Below are 26,234 nucleotides of genomic sequence, written 5' to 3'. Positions count from 1 at the left end.
GATTCGATCGGGGCGGGGCCTGCCGTCCCGGTCGGCACCCACGGCTCATGAGACCGGAGGCCACCATGACCGCAGCCAGCACCGCCACCGACGCGCGCGACGCCGGCCGCGCACCCGCACCCCGCTGGAGCACTCTCGCAAGCCTTGCGCTTCTCGTCGGCGCCCTCGCCTGGAGCTGGGGCCCGGCCGAGATGGGCCGCTGGCCCTTTCTCTTCACCGACGCCGGCAACATGGCGGAATACGCGAGCGGTTTCCTCCGGCCCGACTTCTCCGACTGGCGCTACTACCTCTCCGAGATGATGGTGACGATCCAGATCGCCATCTGGGGTACGTTCCTCTCGGTGCTCCTTTCCATCCCGTTCGGCATCCTGTCGGCCGGCAACATGGCGCCTTGGTGGATCCACCAGCCCGCGCGCCGCCTGATGGACCTCTTCCGCGCGATCCACGAGGTCGTCTTCGCCGTGCTCTTCGTCGTGGCCGTGGGCCTCGGGCCGTTCGCGGGCGTCATGGCGCTCTTCATTCACACGACCGGCATTCTCGCCAAGCTCTTCTCGGAGGCGGTCGAGGCGATCGACCCGCGCCCCGTGGAGGCGATCCGCACGACCGGCGCCTCGCGCCTGCAGCAGGTCGTCTTCGGCGTGATCCCGCAGGTCCTGCCGCTCTGGATCTCCTTCTCGCTCTATCGCCTGGAGTCCAACGTGCGCGCCGCCACGGTTCTCGGCGTCATCGGTGCCGGCGGCATCGGGCAGGTCCTGTTCGAGACGATCCGCGGCTTCTATTATCCGCAGGCCTCCGCAATCCTGATCGTCGTTGTGCTATCGGTGAGCGTGATGGACGTGATCTCTCAGACCCTGCGCCGGCGCGTCATCTGATGCGCGCCGCCCTCTACTACGCACCGGCGCAGGACGCGCCGCTCACGCGCCTGGCCGCCGAGTGGCTCGGGCGCGACGCCTTCACCGGCGAGGCCACGCGCGCGCCCGACGAGGGCCTCGACCCGCTCGTCGCCGATCCCGCGCGCTACGGCTTCCACGCGACCGTCAAGGCGCCGTTCCGCTTGGCGGAGGGCGTCGGTCTCGACGCGCTGGATGCCGAACTCGCGCGCTTTGCGGCGACGCGCGAGGCGCCGGTGATCGCACGCCTCACCCTCAGCCGCAGCGATGGCTTCTTCGCGCTCGTGCCGGGCGACCCCGAACCCGCGCTCGACGCCATGGTCGCCGAGGCCGTGCGCCATTTCGAGCCGTTCCGCGCGCCGCTGACGCCCGCCGAGTTCGAGCGGCGCCGGCCCGACCGTCTCACCGAGCGCCAGCGGGCCTATCTCGCCGAATGGGGCTATCCCCATGTCTTCGAGGAATTCCGCTTCCACATGACCCTGACCGGGCGCACCGACGACGCCGAGGCGGCCGAGCTGGCACCGATGCTCGCGGCGCGCTTCGACAAGGCGATCGACCGGCCGCTCACCGTCGACGCTCTCGCCCTCTTCGTCGAGCGCGAGGCCGGCGGGCCCTTCACGGTCCATTCGCGCCACGCCTTCCGCCCTCCGAACGCCTCCGCATCCTGAAAGTCCAGAACGTGTCCGAACAGGTCTTCACCAACGCCGCGATCGTGCTTCCCGACGAGATCGTCCACGGCAGCCTTCTGGTGCGCGACGGGCGCATCGCCGACATCTCGGCGGGATCGACCGCGACCGGGCACGACTGCGAGGGCGACATCCTCCTGCCCGGGCTCGTCGAACTGCACACCGACCACCTGGAAGGCCACTACTCGCCCCGCCCCGGCGTCCACTGGAACATGCTCGGCGCCGTGCAGGCGCATGACGGGCAGATCGCGACATCGGGCATCACCACCGTCTTCGACTGCCTGCGCATGGGATCCGACGAGGACGGCGGCTTCGACCCGACCGAGATGCGGCGGCTGGCGGATGCGATCGAGCACGCCAATCGCGACGGACGCCTGCGGGCCGAGCATCGCCTCCACCTGCGCTGCGAGGTCTCCGCGCCCGACGTCCTCGACGCGCTCGACCAGTTCCGCGACGACCCGAACGTGTCGCTCGCCTCGCTGATGGACCACGCGCCTGGTCAGCGGCAGTTCCAGTCGATGGAGCAGTACACGCTCTACTACAAGACGAAGCGCGGCCTGTCGGACGCCGCCTTCCAGGCCTTCATCGATCGGCGCCTTCAGCAGTCCGCGACCTACTCCGCCCGCCACCGGCAGGCGATCGTCGAGCACTGCCGCGCACGCGGCATCACGCTGGCCAGCCACGACGACGCGACGCTCGCCCATGTCGAGGAGGCGGTGAGCGAGGGCGTCGCGGTGTCGGAGTTCCCGACGAGCCTCGAGGCCGCACGCGCGGCGCACGGGGCCGGCCTCAGCGTCCTGATGGGCGCGCCCAACGTGGTGCGCGGCGGCTCGCATTCCGGCAACGTCTCGGCGGCGACGCTGGTGGAGGACGGCGTCCTCGACATCCTGTCGTCGGACTACGTGCCCTTCAGCCTGATGCAGGCGATCTTCCTCCTCTCGGACCGGATCGGCCTGCCGCGCGCGGCGCGCACCGTGACGCAGACGCCCGCCCGGGCCGCGAACCTCACGGATCGCGGCGCGATCGAGCTGGGCCTGCGCGCCGATCTCGTCCACGCGCGGGCTCCCGCGCGCACCGGCGAGCCGCCGGTGGTGCGCGGCGTGTGGCGCGAGGGCCGCCGTGTCGCCTGAACGGGTCCCCTCGCCCGGCATCCTTCTTGCGGTCGTCGGCCCGAGCGGGGCGGGCAAGGACACGCTCCTGCGCATGGCGCTGGATACGATCGGCCGGGAGCCGCGCCTTCGTCTCGCGCAGCGCGTCATCACGCGACCGCCCGACGGGGCGACCGAGGACCATGCAAGCTGCAGCATAACGGCATTCGAGCAGGGCGAGCGCACGGGCGCGTTCTGTTTGACCTGGCGCGCACATGGTCTCGCCTACGGTCTGCCGTGCGAGATCGAACGTGACCTGGAGGCGGGATCGCTGGTGGTCGCCAACCTGTCGCGCCGCTCGCTGCGCGAAGCGGCGGAGCGGTTCGGCCGCCTGGCGGTCGCCGAGATCACCGCTCCCGACCACGTGCTCGTCGAACGCATCCGGCAACGCGGCCGCGAGACCGCGGAGGAGATCGCCCGTCGCCTGTCGCGGCAGGCGCCGCTCGTCCTGCCGCCCGGCACGGTCCGGTCGGTGCGGATCGATAATTCAGGTTCCGCGCAGGCGGGAGCCGAGCGTCTGGCCAGCCACATGCGCGAGCTTCTGGACCTGCTCCCGGAGACACAGCCGGCCGCCGGGGTCTAGCGGCGCGCGGCGAGCGCCCGCTCGATGACGCGACGCAGTTCGACGGGCGCGGAGGGTTTGGGGCACAGCAGCGCGTCGGGATAGCGCCCCTTGAGGTCGCGCTCGTCGACGTGGCCCGAGTGGAAGACGAGCGGCACGCCGTCGTCGCGCAGGCGGTCGGCGGCCGGAAACACCTCGCCGTCGAGCAGGCGGACATCGAGCACGGCGCAGTCGGGCTGATGCCGGTCCACGGCGCCGAGCGCCTCGGTCACGGTCTGGTAGGGACCGTCGACGTCGCAGCCGATGGCCTCCACGATGTCCTGGATGTCGAGCGCGACGAAGAGCTCGTCCTCGACGATCAGAACGGTTTTAGTCATCTGCGAACACGGTCCCGGGGAGACGAAGGGCAAGGCGATAGCGCGTGGGCTCCCCCATGCGTTCGATCGTGGCCCCTATCTGGCGCGCGGAGGTGGCTACGAGAAGGGTTCCAAAGCCACCACCGTCGGGAGAATGGTCCCGATGCGGGAATTCCTCGTCCCATTGCAACTCGCATCCGTCTCCGCGCGGGTCCCAACGCACGGCCAGCCGGCCGCCCGAACCCAGCGCACCGTACTTCACCGAGTTCGTCGCCCACTCGTGCAGGATCAGGGCGAGCGGCGAGACCGAACGCCACCGCACCAGACGCGTCTCGCCCTCGACGGCGATGGAGGCACTTTCGCGATAGGGTTGGAGCGTCGTCTCGACGAGGTTGCGCAGATTGGTCGAGTCCTGCCCGTCCAGCGGCGAGGCCAGCGAATGGGCGCGGCCGAGCGACGCGATGCGGTCGCGAAGATCGGCCGACAGGACGTCCACGTCGCGATGGGTGCGCGCGGCCGCCGAGATCATGCCGCCGATGATCGCGAAGAGGTTCTTCACGCGGTGGTTCATCTCGCGCAGCATCAGCTCGCGCGTTTCGGCCAGCGCGTATTCGCGCGTCACGTCGATCGACACGCAGACCAGCCGGCGCGGTCGGCTGCCCGCCACCATGCGGCCGAAGGAACGAATCCACCGCGTCTCGCCGGCCTCGACGCGAAAGCGCGTATCGAAGTCCTCGCTGCCCTCGGCGGTCATGCGCAGCGCCAGCTCGACCTCGCCCCGGTCTCCTTCCGCGATGCGCGACAGGAGGTTCGCCAGCGGACCGCTCTCGGTCTGGCCCATGCCCATCAGCGAGGCGGCGACCGCATCCAGGGTCACGCTGCCCTCGTCGGGCTTGAGCTCCCAGATGCCGATGCCGCCGGCCTTGATGGCGAGGTCCAGGCGGTCGCGCTCGGCGGCGAGCTCACGCTCCAGCGACAGCGCGTCGGTGATGTCGGTGAAGACCAGCGTCGCGCCGTCGGTGCTGTCGCTTTGCGTGCGGTAGGGCAGGACGCGCAGCGAGAAGGTGCGCGACCCGTCGCGCATGGCCACGCGCCGTTGAATGACGGAGCCGCCCGCCGCGACCGCGGCGGCGTCCTCGATGTGCTCGTGCCCTGGCAAGCGGCTCGACACGTCGGCGAGCGGCCGCCCCCGGTCCGCCGGCTGGAGGGGAAAGATCGAGGTCGCGGCCGCCGTGTAGCTGCGGATGCGCAGGTCGCGATCCAGCACCACGACCGCCAGGTCGGTGGAGTCGAAGAAGTTGCGCAGGTCGGAATTGGCGACCGTCAGCTGATCGACCTTGGTCTTCAGCTCGTCGTTGACGGTGGACAGCTCCTCGTTGGTCGATTGGAGCTCCTCGTTCATCGACATCATTTCTTCGTTGGAGCTCTTCAGCTCCTCGTTCGCCGTTTCCAGCTCCTCCACGGCCGAGCGCAGGCGGTGGCGGGTGTGGCGCAGTTCCTCCTCGAGAAGTTCGACGTGATCGCCCTCGGTATCCATCTCCACGAGATCGGGATCGCTGGCGGCGCGGAAGGCATCGGTATCGCGCAGCACCAGGAGCGTGGTGCCGTCCGGCAGCGGATCGCAGACGACGTCGATCGGCTGGACCCCGTATTCGGACGCCACCTCGACGTCGCGCGCCACGAGGCGCTTCTTGCCGTCGCGGCTTTGCCGCAGGAGCGGACCGATGACGTCGCGCAGCCCCGGCCGCGCGAGGTTGATCGCGCTGGATCCGCCGGTGCGCGTCACGGGGAAGTCGAAGTAGCGGCTGAGGCGGCCATAGGCGGCGATGATGGCCCCGTCCTGGTCGAGCACCATCGAGGGCGGCGCGTAGCGCTCCACGACGCGGCGAAGCGAGGTCGCCTCGTCGGTGGCCGCCTGACGGGCCGAGCGGCCATCGCCGTCGGCACGCCGCGTCTGGCCGCGCTGCAATCCGCTCGGCAGGTCGATCGGGTAGCGCGGCGAGCCGGGCGGGCGCTCGAACAACCGCGCCTGATGGTCGAGAACATGGAAGAGCTGCTCAAAGCGCCCGATGCTCTCGGAGGGACCGAGGAACAGGTAGCCGCCGGGTCGGATCGCGTAGTGGAGCAGCGGCAGCACCGACTGCTGAAGCCGGTCGTCGAAGTAGATCAGGAGGTTGCGGCAGGACACGAGATCCACGCGCGAGAACGGCGGATCCTTGACGAGGCTGTGGTTCGAGAAGCGGATCATGTCGCGGATCTCGGGCGAGATCGAGAACCGCTCGGCATGGGGAATGACGTAGCGCTCGCGGAAGGCGGGCGGGATGTCGGCCAGGGCGTTGGCCGGATAGCTCGCCTCGCGGGCGATCTGCAGCATCTGCTCGTCGATGTCGGTGGCGAAGATCTGGATGCCCTGCGTCACGCCTACGGTGCGGCAGGCCTCGGCGAAGAGCATGGCGATCGAGTAGGCTTCCTCGCCGCTCGAACAGCCCGGTATCCAGACGCGCACGTCCTCGCCGACCTCGCGCTCGCGCACCAGCGGCTCGATCACGCGCTGGCGCAGCACCTCGAAGAGTTCGGGGTCGCGGAAGAAGCGCGTCACGTTGATCAGAAGATCGCGGAACAGGGCGCTGCACTCGCCCGCATCGGTCCGGACGCGCGCGAGATAGCCCCGGCCTGTCTCGATGCCCAGAACATGCATGCGGCGCTCCACGCGCCGCACCAGCGTCGTGCGCTTGTAGCCCGAGAAGTCGTGCCCGACGGCCTGCCGCACCACGCGGCACAGCTCGTCCATGTGATCGGCGACGATCTCGGCTTCGGCCTCGCTCGGGTCCGTGCCGCGCCGGCGAAAGAAGTCGTCGAGACAAGCGACGATCTCGCCCGGCGCCTTCACGAAGTCGACCAGCCCCGTTCCGACGGCCGACAGCGGCATGCCGTCGTAGCGCGCGCTCTCGGGCTGCTGCACCACGCAGACGCCGCCATGCTCCTTGACCGCCCGCAGGCCCGTCGTGCCGTCGGCGCCGGTGCCCGACAGGATCACGCAGGCGGCGTTGGCCTGCTGGTCGACGGCGAGCGACTGGAAGAAGTCGTCGATCGGCCGGCGCAGGCCGCGAGGCTGGGCGAAGTCCCGCAGCTCCAGGACGCCCTCGCGGATGGCCAGGCCCCGCCCGGGCGGAATGATGTAGACCTTATCGGCCTCGATGCGCTCGCCGCCCTCGCACTGCAGGACCTCGAGGTCCGTGTGCCGGTCCAGGAGCTGGGCGAGCATGCTCTCGTGGTTCGGGTCGAGGTGCTGAACGACGACGAAGCTGAGGCCCGTCGGCAGCCGCGCGCCCGACAGCATCTCCCGCAACGCCTCAAGGCCGCCGGCCGACGCACCGATCCCCACCACGGGTCCGAAATCGTGGACCGGCGCCTTGGCGGGGTCGGGCATGGCGTTCGACGTGTCCACTCGGCGGTCTTTCGGGGTTCTAGGAGAGGTCCGGACCGTCGAGGTCCGACAGGGTGACCTTCGCCTGAGCGATCAGGGACGCGGCGTTGGCGATGGCCATCAGCGTACCCTCGATCACGATGCCGTTCTCGGACAGGGCGGGTGTCATGCGCGACAGCGTCCGCGCGAGTTCGGCGTCGTACTCGGCCAGGCGTTCGGGGTGCGAGCGGCTGATGTCGTATTGCGAGGCGAACAGGAAGCGCGGACGCCCCGAGCGGTCGCGCAGCTTCGACATGTAGAGGAGGTTGACGAAGGGCTCGCCGTTCTTGCGGAAGTTGATGATGGGCGTGCGCACGCTGGCCTGAGCATCGCCCTCCAGAAACGCGTGGATGCGCTCTCGCGCCTCGCGGTTCTCGACGTCCTTCTGGAGGAGGCGACAGTTGCGCCCGATCACGTCGTCGTCCGCGTAGCCCGTCAGCGAGCGGAACTTCTCGTTGACGAGAACGAGCGGGTTGTCCGGCTCCGCGGCGGCCAGAGCCAACGCGATGTTCGAGCGCTCGAAATAATCCCGCAACTCGAACGGAATCGATGGTTCTTCCACGGCCGGCCTTTCGTTGGACAGGCAATAAGTCTGGGTCGCCGCGAGCGCAAGGCACGGTTCGGACCTGCGGCACTGCGCCCGGACCGCACGTCGAGATCCCGACGCACGGGCTGGATGGCACGGCGTCCTAGCATGGAGGACCGCAGCGTGCCCATACGAGGGGAAGGGCTTCTCGCTTCGAACGTTCCCCGCCGTGGTCGAGCGCGCATGCGTTCGATGTCCACCTCGCCTAGCGGCCTCGGACGCGCGCCATCACACGATGCCATGCGCGATCCGCCTGCGGAGGATGGGGACGGATCACGACTTGTTTTTGCAACGGCGACCAGTCGCCGGCATTGGGCAATGATCGACCCCCTTCCTGGAGAGCCCTCCATCATGTCGAGCCTTCGCTCCGCCGCCTCCCTGTTCGCCGTCGCCCTGGTGATGGGACTCGCGCCCTCGATGCCGGCTGCCGCGCAGCAGTCCGCCGCTCAGCCCACCGCGCAAAGCCAGGCCGAGGCCAAGGCACCCTTCGCGCTGCCGGAACTCGGCTATGCCTACGGCGCGCTCGACCCGGTGATCGACGCGCAGACCATGGAACTCCATCATTCCAAGCACCATCAGGCCTACGTCAACAACCTCAACAAGGCGGTGGAAGGTGACAGCGCCCTCTCCGGGCTGACCCTCGAGGAGCTTGTCGCGACGGCCGGACAGCGGTCGGCCGCGATCCGCAACAATGCGGGCGGCCATTGGAACCACAGCTTCTTCTGGCGCATCATGGCACCCGAGGGCCAGCGCGGCGAGCCGTCCGGCGAACTGGCCTCGGCTATCGAGTCGAGCTTCGGCTCCATGGATGCCTTCCGCGAGGCCTTCAACAAGGCCGGCGCCGATCGGTTCGGCTCGGGATGGGCCTGGCTGATCGTGGACGAGGGCGGCAAGCTGGCGGTGACCTCGACGCCGAACCAGGACAACCCCCTGATGGACGTCGCCGAAACGAAGGGCACACCCGTGCTCGGCAACGACGTCTGGGAGCACGCCTATTACCTCAAGTACAACAATCGCCGACCGGACTACCTGAAGGCCTGGTGGGAGGCGGTGAACTGGACGCAGGTCTCGCAGAACTACGCGGCCGCCCTTCAGCGCTAAGGGCCGGTCTTTCCCGCGCCGCCGCCGCGGGGATTCAAATCAGCGCTTCGGCCATTCCCAGCGCGGCGGATCGACGTCCGGCGCGACGGTCTCGCCGAAGCGCTTCTCCAAACGGATCTCGCCTGCCTCGCCCTCGCGCCCGAGCGCGGCGATCAGCGCGGCGCTGTGACTGACCACCACGATGCGGCAGGCACGCGAGGCCTGCCACAGGAGGCGTGCGAGAGGCTGCATCAGGTCCGGGTGGAGGCTAGCCTCCGGCTCGTTCAGGACCATCAGCCCGGGCGGGCGCGGCGAAAGAAGCGCGGCGCACAGAAGCAGGAACCGGAGCGTCCCGTCGGAGAGTTCGGCCGGCCGAAGGGGGCGCAGGAGGCCGTGCTGGCGCAGCGCCAAACCGCCGTTCTCGCCCGGCTCGATCGAAAGACGCGAGCCGGGGAAGGCATCGTCCACGGCCTGCTCCAGAGCGTCCTCGTCGCCGATCGCCCGGATCGTCGCGATCGCGGCCGACAGGTCCGATCCGTCGCTCGCCAGTACAGGCGTATAGGTCATGACCTGCGGCCGGCGTGCCGGCGCCTGGGGATCGGTCCGCAGCGCGTCGTAGAAGCGCCAGTCGCGCAGGCGCTCGCGCAGAAGCAGAAGTTCGGCGCCGTGGAGCGGATCGGCGCAGTGGGTGATCATGGAGTCGAAGGGCGACAAATCGCGTGCCGCCTCGCGCCACGTGCCGTCCGCGGCGTCGCGAAGACGCACGAGACCGCCGCGGCGGTCGGCAAAGATCGAGGCGTGGGACAGGCGCCCGCCGGTCCACATGGCCTCGCGCTTGATCGCGGGGTCCAGGGGAAACGGGTTCTCGGCGCTCGGCATGCCGAGATCGAGCGCATAGCCCGCATGCTCGTCGCCGAAGCCGAGCCGCAGGCTGACGGGCCCCTTGCGAACGGTTCCTTCCACGCGATACCGCCCTTCGCGCACCCCACGCCCGATGCGCTCCGGCCCGGCCCAGAGAACCGAGGTCAGCCCGCCCTCGGCCGCGAGCGAGGCGACGAGCCGCCCTTGAGCGGTCTCGCCGAGAAGGCGCAGCGAACGATAAAGGCTCGTCTTGCCGGTTCCGTTGGCACCGGTCACGACCGTCAGTTGCTCCAGGGGAAGCACAAGGTCGCGCAAGGAGCGGTAACCGGAAACCGCCAGCGTCCGGATCATGGTTCTCGCCTCTCGCACGGAGTGTCGCCTGCCTGCCTCGGGCTCGGCCTATGAACGGCGGAGGCTTGCCGTCAAGCTTGTTGGCACTCCACCTTCCGGCAAGCCAGAGTGGACACAACGCACGGTCGCCATGAGCGAACCGACCGGCTCGCCGGCCCTGTTCGACGGGCAACGAAGCTGTTGTGGCCCAGCCGCCCGACGCATTCTAGAAACGCGGCCCCGGGGCGATGGGCTATTCGAGGTTGGCGGGCATGAAGGCATTCGTCTGGGCGGAACGCATCTCGTCGACGCCGCTGGCCGCCTGGACCCTGGCAGCCCTCGCCTTCCTGACGGCGCTCGGCGTTCGCTTCGCCTCGGACCACGTCCTGCCGGCCGGCTTTCCTTATCTGACCTTCTTTCCGGCGGTCATTCTGACGGCCTTCTTCGCGGGCCTGTGGCCGGGCGTCGCCTGCGCGGTCCTGTCGGGCTTGGCGGCATGGTACTGGTTCATCCCGCCGGTCGGCGTCTTCACCATGAACCCGTCGGTCGCGGTCGCCCTCCTGTTCTATATCGGCGTCGTCAGCGTCGATCTTCTCCTGATCCACGTCACGCATCGGGCGGTCCGAAGCCTTCGGGTCGAGCGGGCCCAGACGCGCTCGCTCCTGTCGCGGCAGAAGAGCCTTCTGGACGATCAGCAGGCCCGCGTGCGTCAGCAGGCGGTTCTGCAGCGCGAGCTCTCCCACCGCATGAAGAACACGCTCGCGATGGTCCAGGCCGTCGTGTCGCAGAGCCTGCGCAACGCGCTCGATACGCGCGACGCGTCCGAAAAAGCATCGGCGCGCATCCAGGCCCTGGCCAGTGCCCAGGACGTTCTGACCGCGACGGATTGGGCCGCCTCGGACGTTGCCGCGGTGGTCGCGGCCTCGGTCGCGCCTCACTGCGCGGACGGCGAGCGCGTGACGCTTCAGGGCCCTCCGGCGCGCGTCGAGGCGCAGCAGGCGCTGGGACTGGCGCTCGCCATCCACGAGTTGTCGACCAACGCCGTGAAGTACGGCGCGCTGTCGACCGACGAGGGCCGCGTCAGCGTTCGCTGGGACGTCGGGCCGCAGGACCGCTTCGCCTTCGTCTGGGAGGAGCGCGGGGGCCCGCCCGTCGCGGCGCCCGAACGCCGGGGCTTCGGCTCGAAGCTGACCGAGCGGATCGTGCCGAGCTATTTCGGCGGATCTGCCGCAAGCGATTATGAACCCGGCGGTCTTATCTACACATTGAACGGCTCGCTGACCCCGAGCGGCCGACGCGACGAGACAGCATGACGGCCACGCCAAGACCCTTTGATCGATCCCGCATCGGCATCCTCGTCGTCGAGGATGAACCGCTGCTGCTGATGGATGCGATGGACATGATCGAGGATGCCGGGTTCACGGTCTATGGCGCGTCCCATGCCGCCCGCGCGCTCGAGCTTCTGGAACAGCACGACAACATCCGCATCCTCTTCACCGATATCGACATGCCGGGCACGATGGACGGGCTGAAGCTGGCCCATGCCGTGCGCGAGCGATGGCCGCCGGTCTCGGTCATCGTCACGTCGGGCCATGTCCGCATCGGCTCCGACCAGATGCCGGCGCACGGCGTGTTTCTCAGCAAGCCCTATCGCCCGGCCTCGCTCGTCGACGCGCTGGATGCCCTGACGCAGGTCCGATCGGACTGACGCCGGGCGTCGTAAGTTTTCCTTTCCTTCGCGGCGGCAGGGGCGCAGAAGTCGCTGCGGCCCGCCCAAGAGGCCGCAGGGAGGATCGCATCGCGCCATGACCGCGACGACATCGGACAGCGCCACCGTTTCCCGCCCCCGCCTCGTGGCGGCGATCGTGGCGGTGGCCTTCTTCATGCAGGCGCTGGACGGCACGATCATCGCGACCTCGCTGCCCGCCATGGCGGCCGACTTCCGCACCGACGTCGTCAGCCTCAACGTCGGCTTCACGGCCTATCTTCTGGCCATGGCGGTGTGCATCCCGCCGGCCGGGTGGCTCGCCGACCGCTGGGGCGCACGCAACGTCTTTCTTGGCGCGATCGTGCTTTTCACGCTGTCCTCGCTCGCCTGCGCCATGGCGGAGGGTCTCTGGTCGTTTGCCGCCGCCCGCATCGCACAGGGCGTCGGCGGCGCTCTGATGACGCCCGTGGGCCGCCAGATCGTCCTGCGCAACACGCCGAAATCCGAACTCGTCGATGCCATCGCCCTGATCACCTGGCCCGCCTTGATCGCACCGGTGATTGGCCCAGTGCTCGGCGGCTGGATCACGACCCACGCCGGCTGGCGCTGGAACTTCCTGCTCAACCTGCCGATCGGCGCGATCGGCGTCGCGCTGACGCTGGCCTTCATGGCGGGCGGCGACCGCGAGACGCCGCGTCCCTTCGACCGCCTCGGCTTCCTGTGGACGTCGGCTGCCCTCGCCCTGATCCTGGTCGGCCTGGAACTCCTGTCGCAGGACGCCGGCGTGCTGGCGGGACTGCTGACGGTCCTCGGCCTCGGCTTCGGCTGGCTGGCGGTTCGACACCTGCGCCGCGCCGCGTATCCGCTCGTGGATCTGCGCGTCCTGTCGACCCAGACCTTCGCCATCTCGTCGCTGGTGACGGGAACCGTGGCGCGCATGGTGATCAACGCGACGCCCTTTCTGCTGCCGCTTCTGTTTCAGGTGGGCATGGGTCTGAGCGCGGTGGAGACGGGCACGCTGATGCTCGTCTACTTCCTCGGCAACCTGTCCATGAAGGTCGTGACCACGCGGACGCTGCGCCACTTCGGCTTTCGCACGCTTCTCGTCGCGAACGGCATTCTCGCGTCGGCCTCGGTAGCGGCCTTTGCGTTCGTGGACACGCAGACGCCTCGCGTTCTCCTCCTCGTGCTCCTGTTCGTGGCGGGCCTGACGCGCTCGATGCAGTTCACCGCGCTCAACACCATCACCTTTGCCGATGTCGAGGCGCACGAGCGCGGCGCCGCGACGACGTTCTCGTCGATGACGCAGCAACTCTCCGTGCTTCTGGCGGTGGCCGGCGCCGCGCTCCTGATCCGCCTCAGCGTGCTGGCGGGCACGGGCACCATGGAGGCCGATGCGATGTTGCCGGACTTCCAGATCGCGATCGGCCTGATGGGCGCGATCGGCATCCTCACGTCGCTGCGGTTCCTGGTGCTGCCGCACGACGCCGGCGCCGAAGTCTCTGGTACGCTTCTGAAGGCTGTCAAGGCGGGCCAGCGCAAGTAGCGCGCGGGGCCCCATCCGGGTTGTCGCGCTCGGACCCTTTCCCCCTGGCGGACGTTGGCCTCGCCACGACCCGGCTTGCGACCGCCCGGTGCGACAGGGCGGGTCTTGGACGGCAACACGTGCGGCAAGCGCCGGCACAACAGAAGGAGAGCCCCCGGCATGAGCGAGCTACCGACGATCGTCTGCCACATGGTGACCTCGATTGACGGACGCCTGCACCCCAGCCGCTTCACCGCGAGCCCGGATGGCGTCGTGAAGGACTGGGGCCGCATGACCGAAGAACTGCACGACCGCTACGGCGGCGACGGCTGGATCGTCGGCCGCGCCACCATGCAGGAGATGGCGAAGGGCGAACCGCACCCGCCCGTCCAGTTCGAGCCACCGCCCCGCCCGCTCCGTGTCGCACAGCGCGAGGCGCCGGCGATCGCGGTCACCTTCGACCGACGCGGCCGCGTCCACTTCCGCGGCGACGCCATCGGCGGCGACCATGCGGTGGTCGTGCTCGGAAGCGCGGTCGAGGACGCGCATCTGGCGGAGCTTGCGGCCGACGGCGTGTCCTTTATCGTGTCGGAGACGCCCGACATCGACCTGCGGGCGGCGCTGGTCACGCTGAAGCGCGAGTTCGGCGTTTCCAAGCTGCTTCTGGAAGGCGGGGCCGAGATCAACGGCGCGTTTCTGGCTGCCGGTCTCGTGGCGGAATTCAGCGTCGTGATCGCGCCGGCGCTCGACGCCGACCTCGACGTTCAGGGGATCGTCGCCTTTCCGGGCGGCCTCAAGGATCGGGTGAAGTTGCGGTTGATCGGCTGCGACCGGCTCGACCACGGCGCGGTCCACCTGCGCTACGAGGTCCTGCCCGGCTGACGAGAGGCCGTGGACCAACCGGGCGCCTGTCGCCCGGCTGGTCCCGTCGGGCCTAGCGAAGGAAGGCGAGCAGATCGTCGTTCAGTCGCTCGGGCGCGGTGGCGAACAGGCCGTGCGGCTCGCCCTCGTACTCGATCAGCTTGGCGTTCGGAATCGCCTTGGCGGCGGCGCGGCCGGACGGGTCGATCGGCACGGTCTTGTCGCCCGTGCCATGGATCACGAGGGTCGGAATGGTGAAGGCCTTGAAGTCGGGCCGGAAGTCCGTCTTGCCGAAGGCGTCCACGCAATCCACCGTGGCCTTGGGGCTCGCCATGACGGCGAGAATGAAGCTCCAGTCGAGGATGCCCTGGCTGACCGGGCTGGAGATCATGCCGACGCCGTAGAAGGTCTTGGCAAAGCTCTGGAGGAAGGCGAAGCGGTCCTTGCGGATCTGCAGCTTCATGTCCTCGAAGACGCTGGCGTCGACGCCGTCCGGGTTGGTGTCGTCCTTGAGAAGGTAGCCCGCGACCGAGGCGACCAGCACCGCCTTCGAGATGCGCGACGCACCGTGGCGGCTGAGGTAGCGGGCAATCTCGCCGCCGCCCATCGAGAAGCCGACCAAGGCGACGTCGCGAAGGTCGAGACCCTCGATCACCGAGGCGAGATCGTCGGCGAACGTGTCGTAGTTGTAGCCCGTGGCCGGATGACCCGACTGGCCGAAGCCGCGCCGGTCGTAGGTGATCACGCGAAAGCCGGCCTCGAGGAGCGCCAGCGTCTGGTATTCGAACATGTCGCCGGTGAGCGGCCAGCCGTGGATCAGCAGGACCGGACGGCCCTGTCCCATATCCTTCACGTGCAGCTGGGTGCCGTCCTTGGCTTCGATATAGGCCATGCGGGGAACTCCGAAGTTGATCGTCGGGCGTCCAACTGCGGAGAATGGGCGTGGTTCCGCCGCCATGGGGCGCGCGGCTCGTGCCCCGCTTGCGGCCCGCGGCGCTGACGGCCGGTCAATCGCGGGACGCGGCGATGGCGTCGGCGTAGATGTCGAGAACGCGCTCGACGCTGGCGAGAAGCAGCGCCGACGCGCGCGGCTGAGCCGCGCCCCGTTCCACCAACGGGTAGAGCTGACCGAGATGCTGGCTCACCAGCGGCAGCGGAATGTCGGTATCGCCCAGGCGGTCGAGCAGGCGGTCCACCGCCGCCTGCGCCTCGGGTTCCGGCCAGTAGTAGCGGATGCGGTCGCTGAACGAGTAATGGCGCTGGATGCGCTGCTCGGCCTCGGTGCCCGGATAATACTTGCGCCAGTTGTCGGGGGCGCCGAGCATGACGCGCTCCATGGTTTCAGGCAGCGTCTCGCCGCCGGGCTCCGGCGCCAGGATCTCGGCCACGACCGACAGGCCGTAGAGCGCCTCGCGCAGCGCGAAGGTCAGCCAGGGCCCGACCTTCAGGATCACGAAGCCGTCGCGCACCAGCGCGGCCAGGGCCTCCACCGGCTGGTAGTCCGTGGAATGGGCCTCGAACACGAAGCCCGGCAGATCGCCAAGCACGGCCGACAGGGCCTGCGCCTTGTCCGGCTCGAACACCACGACCTCGGCGTTGCCGAACTCGACGCCCGGCTGCACCACGGCCCCCACGGCGCGGCCGAAGGCGTCCATGAGACCGGCCTTCGCGAAGGCCTCGCGATGCACCTCGATCGTGCGGCGCGCCGCATCCGGCGTGGTGACCGCAAGATGGTCGAGCGCCTCGAAGGCGCCACCCGGCACGGGAACCTCGGTGCCGACGACATAGACCGGCCGGCTCCCGGCTCGCCCCGCGACGCTCTGCTCGGCCCGTGCCGCCAGACGCGCCGCGCGCTCCGCCACGACCGCGTCGGCGAGCGCCGGCGGCTCGCCCGCGCAGCCCATCGAGGTGTCGAGGTGCAGCTTCGTGAAGCCCGCCTCCGCGAAGGCCGCGATCATGACCTCGGCCCGCTGCATCGCCACATCCGGCGCCAGCGCCTTCCAGGGGTTGGGGCCGAGATGATCGCCGCCGAGGACGAGACGATCGAGCGGAAAGCCGACCTCGGCCGCGATGCGCTCGACGAAGCGGCGGAAGTCGGCCGGCGTCATGCCGGTATAGCCGCCATCCTGGTTGACCTGGTTGCAGGTCGCCTCGATCAGGACGTCGGTTCCACGCCGGAGGCCATGGCGCAGGGCGGCCTCGATCACGACCGGATGGGCCGAGCAGACGGAGCAGATGCCGGCGGGCTCGCCGGCGCGGAAGCGCTCGGCGATGCGGGCGAAGCGGTCGGTCGCGGTGGTCATAGGCGGACCTCCTTGTGGGCAGCAATCAGGTTGTGAACGTCTCGCGTCGTGCCGGTTCCCGCCATCGGCCCCTTGGCGCCGACCGCGAGCGCGCCGCAGGCGTTGGCCTGCAACAGCGCCTCGCGCGGCGAAGCGCCCCGCAGCCAGGCGCAGACGAAGCCCGCGCCGAAGCAGTCGCCGGCGCCGGTCGGATCGACCTCGCGGACGCGGAAGGCGTCCACCGCTTCCGTCGTGTCTCGGTCGTGATAGGTGGCGCCCTCGGCACCCCGTTTCACGACGATGGCCCGGATGCCTCGCGCGAGAAGCTCGGCGACGGCCTCCGCGTCGTGGCGCGCCTTCGTGAACAGAAAGAGCTCCGAACCGCTCGGCAGGAAGAGGTCGCAGGCCTGCAGGATCTCCTGCAGCGCCTCGCGCATGCCGGGACGCTCCAGCATCTCGGGCCGGATGTTGGGATCGAAGGATACGGTGCCGCCGCGCGCCTTCACCTGCCCGATCGCCTCGCGGACCACCGCGACCACGGCGGGCGAGAACAGGGACGAGCCCATGACGTGGACGTGGTCGGCCCGGCTCAGAAGGGCCTGCCCGGCCTCGGTCAGGCGAATATGGCCCGAGGCGCTCAGCGGAATGTTGAAGACGAAGGCGCGGCTTCCGTCCGCGGCGTAGCGCACGAAGGCCGTGCCGGTCGGCACGCCCGGCAGGCGCTCGATCGCCGAGACGTCGACACCGCTCGATCGCAGGCGCTCGATGTTGAGCGTGCCGAAGTCGTCGTCGCCCACCGCCGCGATCATGCCGCAGGGCTGCCCGAGGCGCGCCGCCTGGTCGATGAAGATCGCCGGCGCACCGGAGGGAAAGGGTCCGACCAGCGGACCGGGCTCCAGAAACACCTGCCCGATCTCGGTCGCCATGATCTCGACCACGATCTCGCCGACCGTCACGAGGGTCTTGGGTGTCGGAAGCTCCATCGCGATCCACTCATGTGCCGGGACTGGGGCATCCCATGCCATGCCGACCGCCGGCCGCCTAGAGCCGATTGTCGGGCGCGCGGACCGGGACCCGGCGTCAGTCGACGAAGACGCGCGTGGTCGCCGCCGCGCCCCTGGCATCCACCACCGAGATCGTGACGAAACCCGGCTCACGCGGCCGCCAGATCGCCTCGCGGGCATAAAGGCCCGTCAGCGTCGGCCGCCCGTCGATGTACCAGGTGAAGGGCGGTCGGCCGCTTCTCAGCTTCAACGCCAGGTCGCCGTTTCCCCCGGCCAGTTCGAGATGCGCGCCGCGCGGCGGAAACACGATCTCCGGCGCGTCCGTGGATCCGCCGGCAGGACCGCTCGGCTCGATGCGACGCATGGCGGGCGGGAGACGACTGATATCGGCAAGAATGCCGGGCGGCGGCGCGGGCAGCGGTACGGGCGGGCCGATGCGCGCGAAGACGTCGCGCATCACGGGCACGGCGGCCTCCTGCCCGATCAGGCCCGGCACCGGCGCGCCGTCGGGCCGCCCGAGCCATACACCCACCACGTGGCGTCCGTCGAAGGCGAGCGTCCAGGCATCGCGATAACCGAACGAGGTCCCGGTCTTCCACGCGATCGTGCCGGGCGATGCCTTCACGGTGGATGGGGCGCCCGCCAGAATGGAGGCCAGATACCAGCTCGCCGGCTCGGACAGGATGCGCGAGCCGATCCCCTCACGCCCGGCGGGCGCAGCCCCGATGTGCAGCGGCGCGGCGACGCCGCCATGGGCGATGCCGCCGTAGATGCGCACGAGGTCTGCCAGCGACAGGCCGACGCCGCCCAGTCCGATGGCGAGACCCGGCAGCGTGCGGCTGCCGAGTTCGGGCGCGGCACCGGCACGGCGCATCCGGTCGACGAGGCGCGAGGGACCGACCGCCGACAGGAGTTCCACGGCCGGAAGGTTGCGCGAGAGTTGGAGTGCGCGACGGGCAGTCAGCGTTCCTTCGAACAGGTGATCGAAGTTGTCGGGCGTGTAGCCCGCGAACGAGCGCGGCCGGTCGTCCATCAGGGACTCGGGATGGGCGACGCCGCGCTCGAACGCGATGCCGTAGATCAAGGGCTTGAGCGTCGATCCCGGCGAGCGGGGCGCGAGCGTCAGGTCGACATGCCCGTCGCGAGCGGCATCCAGGAGGTTCGGTGAACCGACGCTCGCCAGGACCTCGCCGGTGCGATGGTCGCTGACGAGGATGGCCAGGCTTTCGGGAACGGGCAGGCCGGCGACCGTCTCGCGGGCGTAGGCTTCCAGCCGCGACTGAAGCGCGGCGTCGATCGTCAGGCGCGGCGCGCGGGTATCGTGCGCCGCCAGCGCCCGGTCGCGCGCCGCCTGCGCGGCGTGAGCCGCCAGCATCGGCATCTCGCGCCGACGCGTCGGGATCGGTTCGGCCATGCCATGGTGCGCTTCTTCGGGCGACAGGACCCGGATCTGCGCCATGCGGGCGAGCACGCGGTCGCGCGCCGCACGCGCCCGGTCCGGATGAAGGTCGGGGCGTAACCGCTCCGGGCTCTGCGGCAGGGCGACCAGCAGCGCCGCCTCGCCGGCCGTCAGCCGCCGCGGCTCGTGACCGAACCAGGCCAGACTCGCTGCCCGCACGCCCTCGATGTTGCCGCCATAGGGCGCAAGACGCAGGTAGAGGTCGAGGATCCCGTCCTTGCCGAGCGCGCGCTCCAGCGCGAGGGCGCCCAGAAACTGCTCGCCCTTGGCCCGCCAACTGCCGGTCGGCAGCCGGTCGAGGAGGCGCGCGGCCTGCATGGTCAGCGTCGAGCCTCCGGACACAAGCCGGCCGTGCCGGGCGGAACTCCAGGCCGAACGGACGAGAGCGATCGCGTCAATGCCGGCATGGGAGCGGAAGCGCTTGTCCTCCCAGCCCTCCAGCATGCGCAGGAAGCGCGCGTCGACGTCGCGCTCCGTGGCGGGCAGGCGCCACCGCCCGTCCGAGGCCGCGAAGGCGCGCAGCATCGCGCCGTCGCGTGCTTCCACCACCATGCCGGTCTCGGGCTCCCGGACGCGCTCGGCCCGGCGCGCGATCTCCCGGTCGAGGGTTCGCAAGCCTCCACCGACCAGCGCGAGCACCAGGATCGCTCCCGCCAGCGCGAACCACTGCCGCTGCCGCATCGGGGCGACCTAGCGCAGCGGCCCGACCACCGACACGCGTCCCTCGTCGGTGCGCCCGCGCCGCTCGGGCCGGTACATGTCCTCCACGACCGCCGCGGGATGCACGAACTCGCCCGGCGACAGAGCGCGCACGACATAGGCGAAGCGGAAGACGCCGGTCTCCCCTTCGGCCTTGTCGACGGCCGCAAGGAAGCGGTCGGAGCGGAACTCGGTGTGGGCCGCCTCCTCGCTGAGGTCGAGGAAGTCGAGCGCCGCGAGGTCGCCACCCTTCAGGATCGCCGGGTTGTCGATCGAGAAGCCTGCCGGAAGCGGATCGTCGATCATCAGGCGGGCCGCGGCGCGGTCCACGGGCAGGACCTCGACGACCATCACGAGACGATCGCCCTGCGCAACGGCGCCGGGGTCTGCCTCCTCGCCCTCCATCGTGTAGGCCTGCCGCGTGATCTCGTAGCCCGAGGCTTCCGCCGCGGGTGCGACCTGCGGCACGCCGGACACGGTCAGGGAGGCCGACACGGGCGCAGCGCCCCGGTTCTCGATCTGCGGTCCCCCACCGGCCAGGGCCGCCGCATCCAGCGACGTGGTGTAGTCGCCGCTGCGCTGCGTGCCGTCGATCGCAAGGTTCGGCGGCGCCCGCTCCAGGGCGGCGTGGGCGGCGAGCAGCGACCAGACATCCTCCTGCGTCGAGGTGTACCGGCGTGCCGCACGCTCCTCGCTCACGCGCCGCAGAAGCGGACGAAGATCGACCCCATCCTGCCCCGTCTCCAGCGCGAGCGTCAGGACGCCGGCCCCGTCCCGCAGGGGACTGCCGTAGTCGGAGCGCGAGGGTGCGTCCGAGCCGCCCCGCTCGGCGGCGCCGGCCGCCTGCCGCATCAGCATCTCGGCGCGCAGACGATCGCCATAGAAGCCGAGCGCGGCGGCCAGTTGGGCCTGCGCCAGCGGCGAGCGGAAGCGCGCAGCCTCGTTGTCGGCCGTGTAGCGCAGGTCGCCGATCGCCGCCCGCCCGTTTCGCGCCAGCACGTAGTAGGCGTAGGACGCGCGGTCCCAGTCGGGCGTGTCGCCGAGATAGCCGACCTGGTTCGCCAGATTGTCGAGTGCGAGCGTCAACCCTTCCGCGGGCACGTCAAAGCCGCGCTCCTTGGCGCGCGACAGGAAGTCGGTGACATAGGCGTCGAGCCACAGGTCTCCGCTGCCGGGCGCCCAGAGGCCAAAGGCGCCCGACGAGTCCTGGTTGGCCAGAACCGCCTGGATCGCCCCCGTCACGCGCGTCCGGAGATCGTCCGCTCCCGCACCCGGCAGGCCGGCGGCGAGCACCGTTTCGTCGAGGTAGAGGAGCGGCAGGGCCCGGCTCGTCAGCTGCTCGGTGCAGCCGTAGGGATAGCGGTCCAGGCTTGCGACCACACCCGCGACGTCGAAACCGGCCAGGTTCGTGACCGACACCGTCAGCCGTTCCGTTCCGGGCTGGAAGTCGGCGAGCAAAGCCGGATCGAGCGTCAGGCGGCCGCCTCCGCCTGCAATCTCGAAGCGGCTCTTGCGCAGGTCGCGCGGCTGTATCGAGCGCACCGGCAGCGCGAAGCGCTTAACGAGTTGCTCGCCGCCCGGCGTCGCGATCGCGAGTTCCATCTCGCCCGCGCCTGCCGCGACCACATCGACCGGCACGCTGATGCGCGCGTGACCGCGCTCGGAAAGGTCGAGCGTCGCCGACGCGCCCTCGCCGAGGCGAAGCGAACCATCAGTGCCGGTCAGCGTCAGCTCGACCTTGCCGGCCGGACCGTCCACATGGTCGAGGTCGATCGCGATGCGCGAGCGGTCGCCGGGACTGAGAAAGGACGGACGGCTCACCTGAGCGACGACCGGGTCGCGAACCACGACATCGCGATGGGCTTCACCGACGCCATTCTCGCTCCAGCCGATCGCCATCAGGCGCAGCGTCCCGTTGAAGTCGGGCACGTCGAAGCGCACCCGGGCGACACCGTCCGCGTCGACCGGCACGATGCCGGAGAAGAGGGCGACGAGCTGATCCATCGGCGGCGGCCGCTCGCCGAAGGCGCCGGCATCACCGCCCGAGCGCACGGCCCCCGGCGCGCCCTGCATGCGGTCGATCAGGCGCGAGTAGAGATCCCGGATCTCGACGCCGAGGCGCCGTTGTCCGAACACGAACTCGGACGGCGCCGGCGGCTGGAAGTCGGTTACGTTGAGAATGCCGACATCCACCGCCGCGAGCGTCACGAAGGCTGGCTTGCCGCGCTCGGCGTTCGCAAGGCGAACCGCGACCTCCAGCGGCTCGCGCGGTCGCGCCTGTTCGGGAGCGTCCACTTGCAGCGCGAGCTTCGCGTCGCCCGGATCGCTCGCGGCATGGGCGAGGCCGATGGCGCGGCTCGGCATCTGCCGTGCCTCGATGTCCATCGGCCGGTAGACCACGGCGGTGACGTAGGCGCTCGGTCCCCAGTCGGCCGTGACGGGCAGCTCGACATCGGTTCCGCCCACGGCAACCGGAACCTCCTGGACCGATACGAGCCGATCCGACAGGACGAGCACCTGGGCTTGGCCCGCAAAACGCGGCTCGATGTGAACGCGAGCCGTTTCGCCGACCGCGTAGCGCGGCTTGTCCAGCGTCAGAGCCAGGACGTCGGGCGTCTCGGCCGTGCGCGGCGCGCTGCCCCAGCCCGCCTCGAAGGCGACGCTGGCCGGAAGCGAGGCGCCCGCCGGGTCGGTCAGCGTCAGCTCGTAGCGGCCCCACCGAACCGGCCGCGTGATGCGAGCCGGCTCGCCGGCGGCGATGTCAACGCTTCCGTCGGCGATGCGCTCGCGGCGCTCCACGGTCTCGTAGTTCCAGCGACCGTTGGCGGAATACCATTGGTAGTCGGTCTGGATGCGATCGAGCACCCAGCGCGCCCCGGCCAGCGCTGCCCGCTCGCCGGCCGCGTCCAGCGCGACGAGGTCGAACCCCGCCTCGGAGTTCTCGCCGAGCGTGCCCTCGAAGGACGGGCGAATACCCAGACGTCCCGTGTCCACGCGAACGGGGCGCGCGGCGCTCTCCTCGACCGGGCGCCCGCCGACATCGCTGACGCGCAGCTGGATGCTCGCCTCCAGCGGCTTGGTGGTGCCGGGCAGATTGAACGACGAGAGGCGGATTTGCCCCCGCCCCTCCGCGTCGGTGGGCTCGCCCTCGAAGGGCAGGCGCGTCGCGGTCGGCTGGTCGGAGGCGAGGCCGAAGCGCGTGCCGGGATAGCGGTCGAGGCGGTCGGTCGCCGACAGGATCACCTCGCCCGAAACCGCAAGACCCGCGCCGGCCGCGCCGAACAGCGTGCGCACCTCCACGCCGAGCACGGGAGGCGCCGCCGGATCCACCGCGCCCTCCGGAACATCGAGCGAGACGCGGATGCGCTCGGGTTCGAAGTCCTCGACTCGGAAGGTCGCCGAGCCGATCGGGGGCTGCTTCGGATCGAGAAGAAGCTGCGCGGTCCAGATGCCGCGCATCGCCGCGCCGGGCAGCGTCGCGTCCCAGACGAGGCCGCCCGCCTCGCGCGAGTGAAGAACGGAGCGCCGGTCCTCGACGCCGTCCGGTCGCTTCAGGATCGCCGTCACCGGGCCGACGCCGGTTGCCGCGCGCCCGCCCGCCTCGCGCAGAAGCGCCGTCAGGTGAACCGTGTCGCCGGCGCGGTAGATGCCGCGCTCGGGGGTGAGGAAGACGTCCAGAGCGCCCGGCGCCGCGCGCCCGCCGACGCCCCGGTCGGCGAGGTCGAAAGCGGCGGCGGTCATGTCCAGGAAGGCGAAGTCGCCTCCGTTCCGCTTCGCGGTCACGAGCGCCGGACGCTGGCCGCCGGTGCCGCGCAGGAGACCGGGTGCAAGACGCGCGTGGCCGTTGCGGTCGGTCTCGACGCTTCCCAGGATCTCGTTGTTGGCGGCCACGAGCTGGAGCTGGACGCCCGCGAGCGGATCCGCCGTGCCGAGCGAGCGGGCGAAGACGTGGAAGCCGTCCGCACCCGCGAAGCTCGTGAGCCCGATATCGGTGAGGACGAACCACTGCGTGGCGGGCGTCGTGTCCTCGGCGCGGGCGTTCTTCGCCCTGGCCGACAGGATATAGACGCCGGGTTTCTGCTCCTTGAGGATCGCAGCCACCGGAATGGCGGTCACGACCTCCTCGTTGGCCTCGCGCGAGACGTCGACCGCGCCGGTCCAGACCGCCTCGCCGTCGTTGGCGACGATCTGGTCGACGTCGTAGCTTTCCAGTTGCTGGAGGAAGCGGCTCGTGCCAACCGCGCCGGCCAGAGCCCGGTCGCCGATCCGCAGGAGGCGCGCCTCCACCGTGTCGGTGTTGACGGTGGTCACCGGAATGGTCGCCTCGCCGCCGGCCGGCAGCACGTAGGCATTGCCCGACAGGCGCACCGAAGGGTCGCGGTCGCGCACGTAGATCGAGCTGTCCGCCGACTTGGCGAGCGTTTCGCCGCTCGCCGCCGGAATGCCGCGCCGCGCGACGATCCGGTAGCGCTGGCCGTGGCGCACGCCGTCGACGCAGATCTGCGAACCGCTGGCGGTCACCGGCAGGGTGTCGCCGTTCTCGACCTGCAGATAGTCGCCGGCGGCCTCTCCGGCCGTGACGGCCGGCGCGAGCGGTTCGGAAAAGTTCAGGCAAATGCGGGGCGAGCTGGCATTGTTGTCGACGGAGTTGCCGATGATGCGGAACCCGTGCTCGGCGACCGCCGCGTCGAGCCGCGATTGCGTATCGGGCCGTGCCAGCGTGGCGACCGACAGGCGGTAGGCGCGGATCGCCTCGCGCCAGTTCTCCTGCGCGGCCAGGGTGCGGCCGAGGAAGTCCAGCGCGGCGGCGCGCTCGCGCTCGTCGGCTCCGGTCAGGAAGGCGTTGACGGCGGCGGGCAGGCGCGCCTCGGTGGACAGTCCGACGGTCGCCGGATCGACGTCGTCGAGACTGGCCAGCGCAAGGCCCAGCCAGGCGCGGCTCAACGAGGCATCGCGGCGCAGCGCCTCGCGGTAAAGCTTTCCGGCGCCCGCATAGTCACGGGCGGCCAGGGCGACGTCGGCCGCCGGCCAGATCGCCTCGCCGCGCGGCGCGGAAGCATCGGCCGCCTCGTCCGCAAGTCCCAGGCGAAAGCTGCGCGCCGCATCCAGCGTCTCGCGTCCCAGAAAGGCCAGGTCGCCCTCGCGCTGCCGCAGGGTCGCCTCGTCGGCGGCCGGGGCGGCTCCTTCCGCGATGCGGCCCGAGACCGTGCCGGCGGCGGCGCGCAACTCGCCCGCCTCGTTCTTCAGGAAGCACCAGCCCTTGGCGGTGTTGAAGGTGAACGCCCGGCACTGGTTGTCGGACAGGCACGCCGTTTCGCACAGGTCCTGCGTCGCGTCCTTCAGGATGTCGTAGTCGTGGCCGTAGTAATCGCTGCCGGGCGCCGGCACGATGCGTCGCTCCGCCCCTTGCGCGAGCGCGGCGCCGGTCGCGGCCATGCCGATGAGCCAGCCCGCGAGGAGCCCCGTTCCAAGCCGACCCATGCGCCCTCTCCCCGGCCCCCGCCGCAACCCCGGATGGAAGATCGCAGGTTAAGCACCGCCGCCCCGGGCGGGCAAGCGCTGGCGTGGCTCAGTTCTCCTCGCCGACGCCGATCCAGCGCCCTTCGGCGTGCGACCGGGCCATGGCATGGATCGTTTCCTCGATCGCCAAGCCCGTCTCGAAGTCGACGATGCGTGCCTCGCGTCCCTCGATCGCCGCCAGAACCTCGCCCGCCTCGATCACCTTCAGGTCGTTGAAGCCGAGCGAATGGCCCGGCGCCGGCACGAAGCGGCCATAGGGTTCGTGCACGGGTCCCGCCAGAACGGTGCGAAAGCCCGCAAGGCGCGCCTCGCCATCGCGCTGGAAGATCTGGAACTCGTTCATGCGCTCCTGATCGAAGCCGATCGTGCCGCGCGAGCCGAAGATCTGCAGCGCGATCCGGCCCTTCCGTCCCCACGCCGCGCGGTTGACGCCGAGCGTGCCCGACGCACCGCCGCGAAGGCGCAGAAGCGCGGAGGCGATCTCGTGCGTCTCGACCGCGCGACCCTCGCGGCTGGGGTAGGGCCGGGTCTGGTCGGCCACCACGGCCTCGACCGGCCCCACCAGCCGCCACACGAGCGACAAGGGGTGCACCGCGAAGTCGTCCAGCGCGCCGTAGCCCGAAGCCGCCCCGTTCTTGAAGGCGAACGGCGCGTCCTCGTCCGCCATGAAGTCCTCGTCCATCTCGAGGCGCACGTGGTTCACCCGGCCGATCGCCCCCGCCCGGATGGCACGCTCCATCTCGCGGATCGCCGGGTTCTGGATGTAGTTGTAGCCAAGGGCCGCGACCCGGCCCGACGCGCGGGCGGCCTCCCGCATGGCGCGAGCGTCGGCGCGCGAGGTCGCCATCGGCTTCTCGCACCAGACGTGCTTGCCGGCGCTGAAGGCCGCCAGCGCCATCTCGGCATGCAACGGGTTGGGTGCGGTGATCGAGACGACGTCGACCTCCGGATCGCTCACGACGTCCCGCCAGCCGCCGGTGGCCCGCGCGAAGCCGAACTCGCCGGCCCTTTGCCGCGCCAGCGTGTTGTCGGCCTCGGCGAGGTGAACCAGGCGCGGGCGCAGGCCCGTCGCCAAGGTCGGCGCCACGGCGTTCCAGGCCAGCGCATGGCACTTGCCCATGAAGCCCGTCCCGATCAGACCGACGCCGATCGTTCGCTCGCCCGTCATTCTCCCGTCTCCCGCCCTTCGATGTCCGGTGGAAGACAAGGAA

The 26,234-nt window shown here is 70.3% G+C and carries 19 protein-coding genes; 9 read left to right on the top strand and 10 right to left on the bottom strand.

The window, feature by feature from the left end:
* The first annotated feature begins 65 nt into the window (after window positions 1-65).
* From phnE to phnN, 4 genes are read left to right on the top strand one after another with little or no spacing between them, the layout of a single operon-like run.
* Window positions 66-872, top strand: coding sequence for a phosphonate ABC transporter, permease protein PhnE (gene phnE, locus BLQ76_RS00805; RefSeq protein WP_090667491.1), 807 nt, complete (start codon window positions 66-68; stop codon window positions 870-872).
* Window positions 872-1,558 (top strand): DUF1045 domain-containing protein, encoded by a 687-nt coding sequence (locus BLQ76_RS00800; protein ID WP_090667488.1) that lies wholly within the window; start codon window positions 872-874, stop codon window positions 1,556-1,558. The genes phnE and BLQ76_RS00800 overlap by 1 nt, the downstream gene beginning before the upstream one ends.
* Before the next feature lie 11 nt (window positions 1,559-1,569).
* Window positions 1,570-2,706, top strand: a complete 1,137-nt coding sequence (locus BLQ76_RS00795; RefSeq protein WP_090667485.1) for an alpha-D-ribose 1-methylphosphonate 5-triphosphate diphosphatase — start codon at window positions 1,570-1,572, stop codon at window positions 2,704-2,706.
* Window positions 2,696-3,307 (top strand): phosphonate metabolism protein/1,5-bisphosphokinase (PRPP-forming) PhnN, encoded by a 612-nt coding sequence (phnN, locus tag BLQ76_RS00790; protein WP_090667482.1) that lies wholly within the window; start codon window positions 2,696-2,698, stop codon window positions 3,305-3,307. The genes BLQ76_RS00795 and phnN overlap by 11 nt, the downstream gene beginning before the upstream one ends.
* Here the strand turns inward: phnN and BLQ76_RS00785 are convergent.
* The 3 genes from BLQ76_RS00785 to BLQ76_RS00775 are packed head-to-tail and all read right to left on the bottom strand — an operon-like array spanning window position 3,304 to window position 7,670.
* Window positions 3,304-3,663, bottom strand: coding sequence for a response regulator (locus BLQ76_RS00785; protein ID WP_090667480.1), 360 nt, complete (start codon window positions 3,661-3,663; stop codon window positions 3,304-3,306). The two genes, phnN and BLQ76_RS00785, sit on opposite strands and share 4 nt — an antisense overlap.
* Window positions 3,656-7,090 (bottom strand): CheR family methyltransferase, encoded by a 3,435-nt coding sequence (locus BLQ76_RS00780; protein WP_244519427.1) that lies wholly within the window; start codon window positions 7,088-7,090, stop codon window positions 3,656-3,658. Before BLQ76_RS00780 ends, BLQ76_RS00785 begins: the two co-directional genes overlap by 8 nt.
* A 19-nt stretch (window positions 7,091-7,109) precedes the next feature.
* Window positions 7,110-7,670, bottom strand: coding sequence for a PAS domain-containing protein (locus BLQ76_RS00775; protein ID WP_090667477.1), 561 nt, complete (start codon window positions 7,668-7,670; stop codon window positions 7,110-7,112).
* A gap of 375 nt (window positions 7,671-8,045) precedes the next feature.
* Here BLQ76_RS00775 and BLQ76_RS00770 point away from each other — a divergent pair, with 375 nt between their 5' ends.
* Complete coding sequence (locus BLQ76_RS00770) at window positions 8,046-8,795, top strand: superoxide dismutase (RefSeq protein WP_090667474.1); 750 nt, start codon at window positions 8,046-8,048, stop codon at window positions 8,793-8,795.
* Between the two features lie 39 nt (window positions 8,796-8,834).
* On the opposite strand, the gene BLQ76_RS00765 is transcribed toward BLQ76_RS00770, so the two are convergent.
* Window positions 8,835-9,986 (bottom strand): AAA family ATPase, encoded by a 1,152-nt coding sequence (locus BLQ76_RS00765; protein WP_090667472.1) that lies wholly within the window; start codon window positions 9,984-9,986, stop codon window positions 8,835-8,837.
* Window positions 9,987-10,237: 251 nt separating this feature from the next.
* Here BLQ76_RS00765 and BLQ76_RS00760 point away from each other — a divergent pair, with 251 nt between their 5' ends.
* The 4 genes from BLQ76_RS00760 (at window position 10,238) to BLQ76_RS00745 (ending at window position 14,080) form a co-directional block, all read left to right on the top strand.
* A complete protein-coding gene (locus BLQ76_RS00760) occupies window positions 10,238-11,278 on the top strand; it encodes a sensor histidine kinase (protein WP_170842414.1) in 1,041 nt (346 codons plus the stop codon).
* Window positions 11,275-11,673 (top strand): response regulator, encoded by a 399-nt coding sequence (locus BLQ76_RS00755; RefSeq protein ID WP_090667465.1) that lies wholly within the window; start codon window positions 11,275-11,277, stop codon window positions 11,671-11,673. The genes BLQ76_RS00760 and BLQ76_RS00755 overlap by 4 nt, the downstream gene beginning before the upstream one ends.
* A 97-nt stretch (window positions 11,674-11,770) precedes the next feature.
* Window positions 11,771-13,219, top strand: coding sequence for an MFS transporter (locus tag BLQ76_RS00750; protein ID WP_090667462.1), 1,449 nt, complete (start codon window positions 11,771-11,773; stop codon window positions 13,217-13,219).
* A gap of 159 nt (window positions 13,220-13,378) precedes the next feature.
* Window positions 13,379-14,080, top strand: a complete 702-nt coding sequence (locus BLQ76_RS00745) for a dihydrofolate reductase family protein (protein ID WP_090667459.1) — start codon at window positions 13,379-13,381, stop codon at window positions 14,078-14,080.
* Window positions 14,081-14,132: 52 nt separating this feature from the next.
* On the opposite strand, the gene BLQ76_RS00740 is transcribed toward BLQ76_RS00745, so the two are convergent.
* The 6 genes from BLQ76_RS00740 to BLQ76_RS00715 form a co-directional block, all read right to left on the bottom strand.
* Entirely contained in the window at window positions 14,133-14,951 is an 819-nt protein-coding gene (locus tag BLQ76_RS00740) for an alpha/beta fold hydrolase (RefSeq protein WP_090667457.1), read from the bottom strand.
* A gap of 115 nt (window positions 14,952-15,066) precedes the next feature.
* Window positions 15,067-16,362 (bottom strand): D-tagatose-bisphosphate aldolase, class II, non-catalytic subunit, encoded by a 1,296-nt coding sequence (locus BLQ76_RS00735; protein WP_090667454.1) that lies wholly within the window; start codon window positions 16,360-16,362, stop codon window positions 15,067-15,069.
* Window positions 16,359-17,324, bottom strand: a complete 966-nt coding sequence (locus tag BLQ76_RS00730; protein ID WP_090667451.1) for a tagatose kinase — start codon at window positions 17,322-17,324, stop codon at window positions 16,359-16,361. The genes BLQ76_RS00735 and BLQ76_RS00730 overlap by 4 nt, the downstream gene beginning before the upstream one ends.
* A 97-nt stretch (window positions 17,325-17,421) precedes the next feature.
* Window positions 17,422-19,485 carry a penicillin-binding protein 1C gene (gene pbpC / locus BLQ76_RS00725; RefSeq protein ID WP_090667448.1) on the bottom strand — a complete coding sequence of 688 codons (2,064 nt, stop codon included), beginning with the start codon at window positions 19,483-19,485 and terminating at the stop codon, window positions 17,422-17,424.
* A gap of 9 nt (window positions 19,486-19,494) precedes the next feature.
* A complete protein-coding gene (locus BLQ76_RS00720) occupies window positions 19,495-24,984 on the bottom strand; it encodes an alpha-2-macroglobulin family protein (RefSeq protein WP_090667445.1) in 5,490 nt (1,829 codons plus the stop codon).
* 88 nt (window positions 24,985-25,072) lie between these two features.
* On the bottom strand, window positions 25,073-26,191 hold the full coding sequence (locus BLQ76_RS00715) for a Gfo/Idh/MocA family protein (protein WP_090667442.1): 1,119 nt from the start codon (window positions 26,189-26,191) through the stop codon (window positions 25,073-25,075).
* Between the last annotated feature and the right edge of the window lie 43 nt (window positions 26,192-26,234).

Source organism: Aureimonas jatrophae (assembly GCF_900104035.1).
Taxonomy (GTDB): domain Bacteria; phylum Pseudomonadota; class Alphaproteobacteria; order Rhizobiales; family Rhizobiaceae; genus Aureimonas; species Aureimonas jatrophae.
Note: the sequence above shows the minus strand (reverse complement) of the source record. Positions and strands in the feature narration are given on the sequence as shown.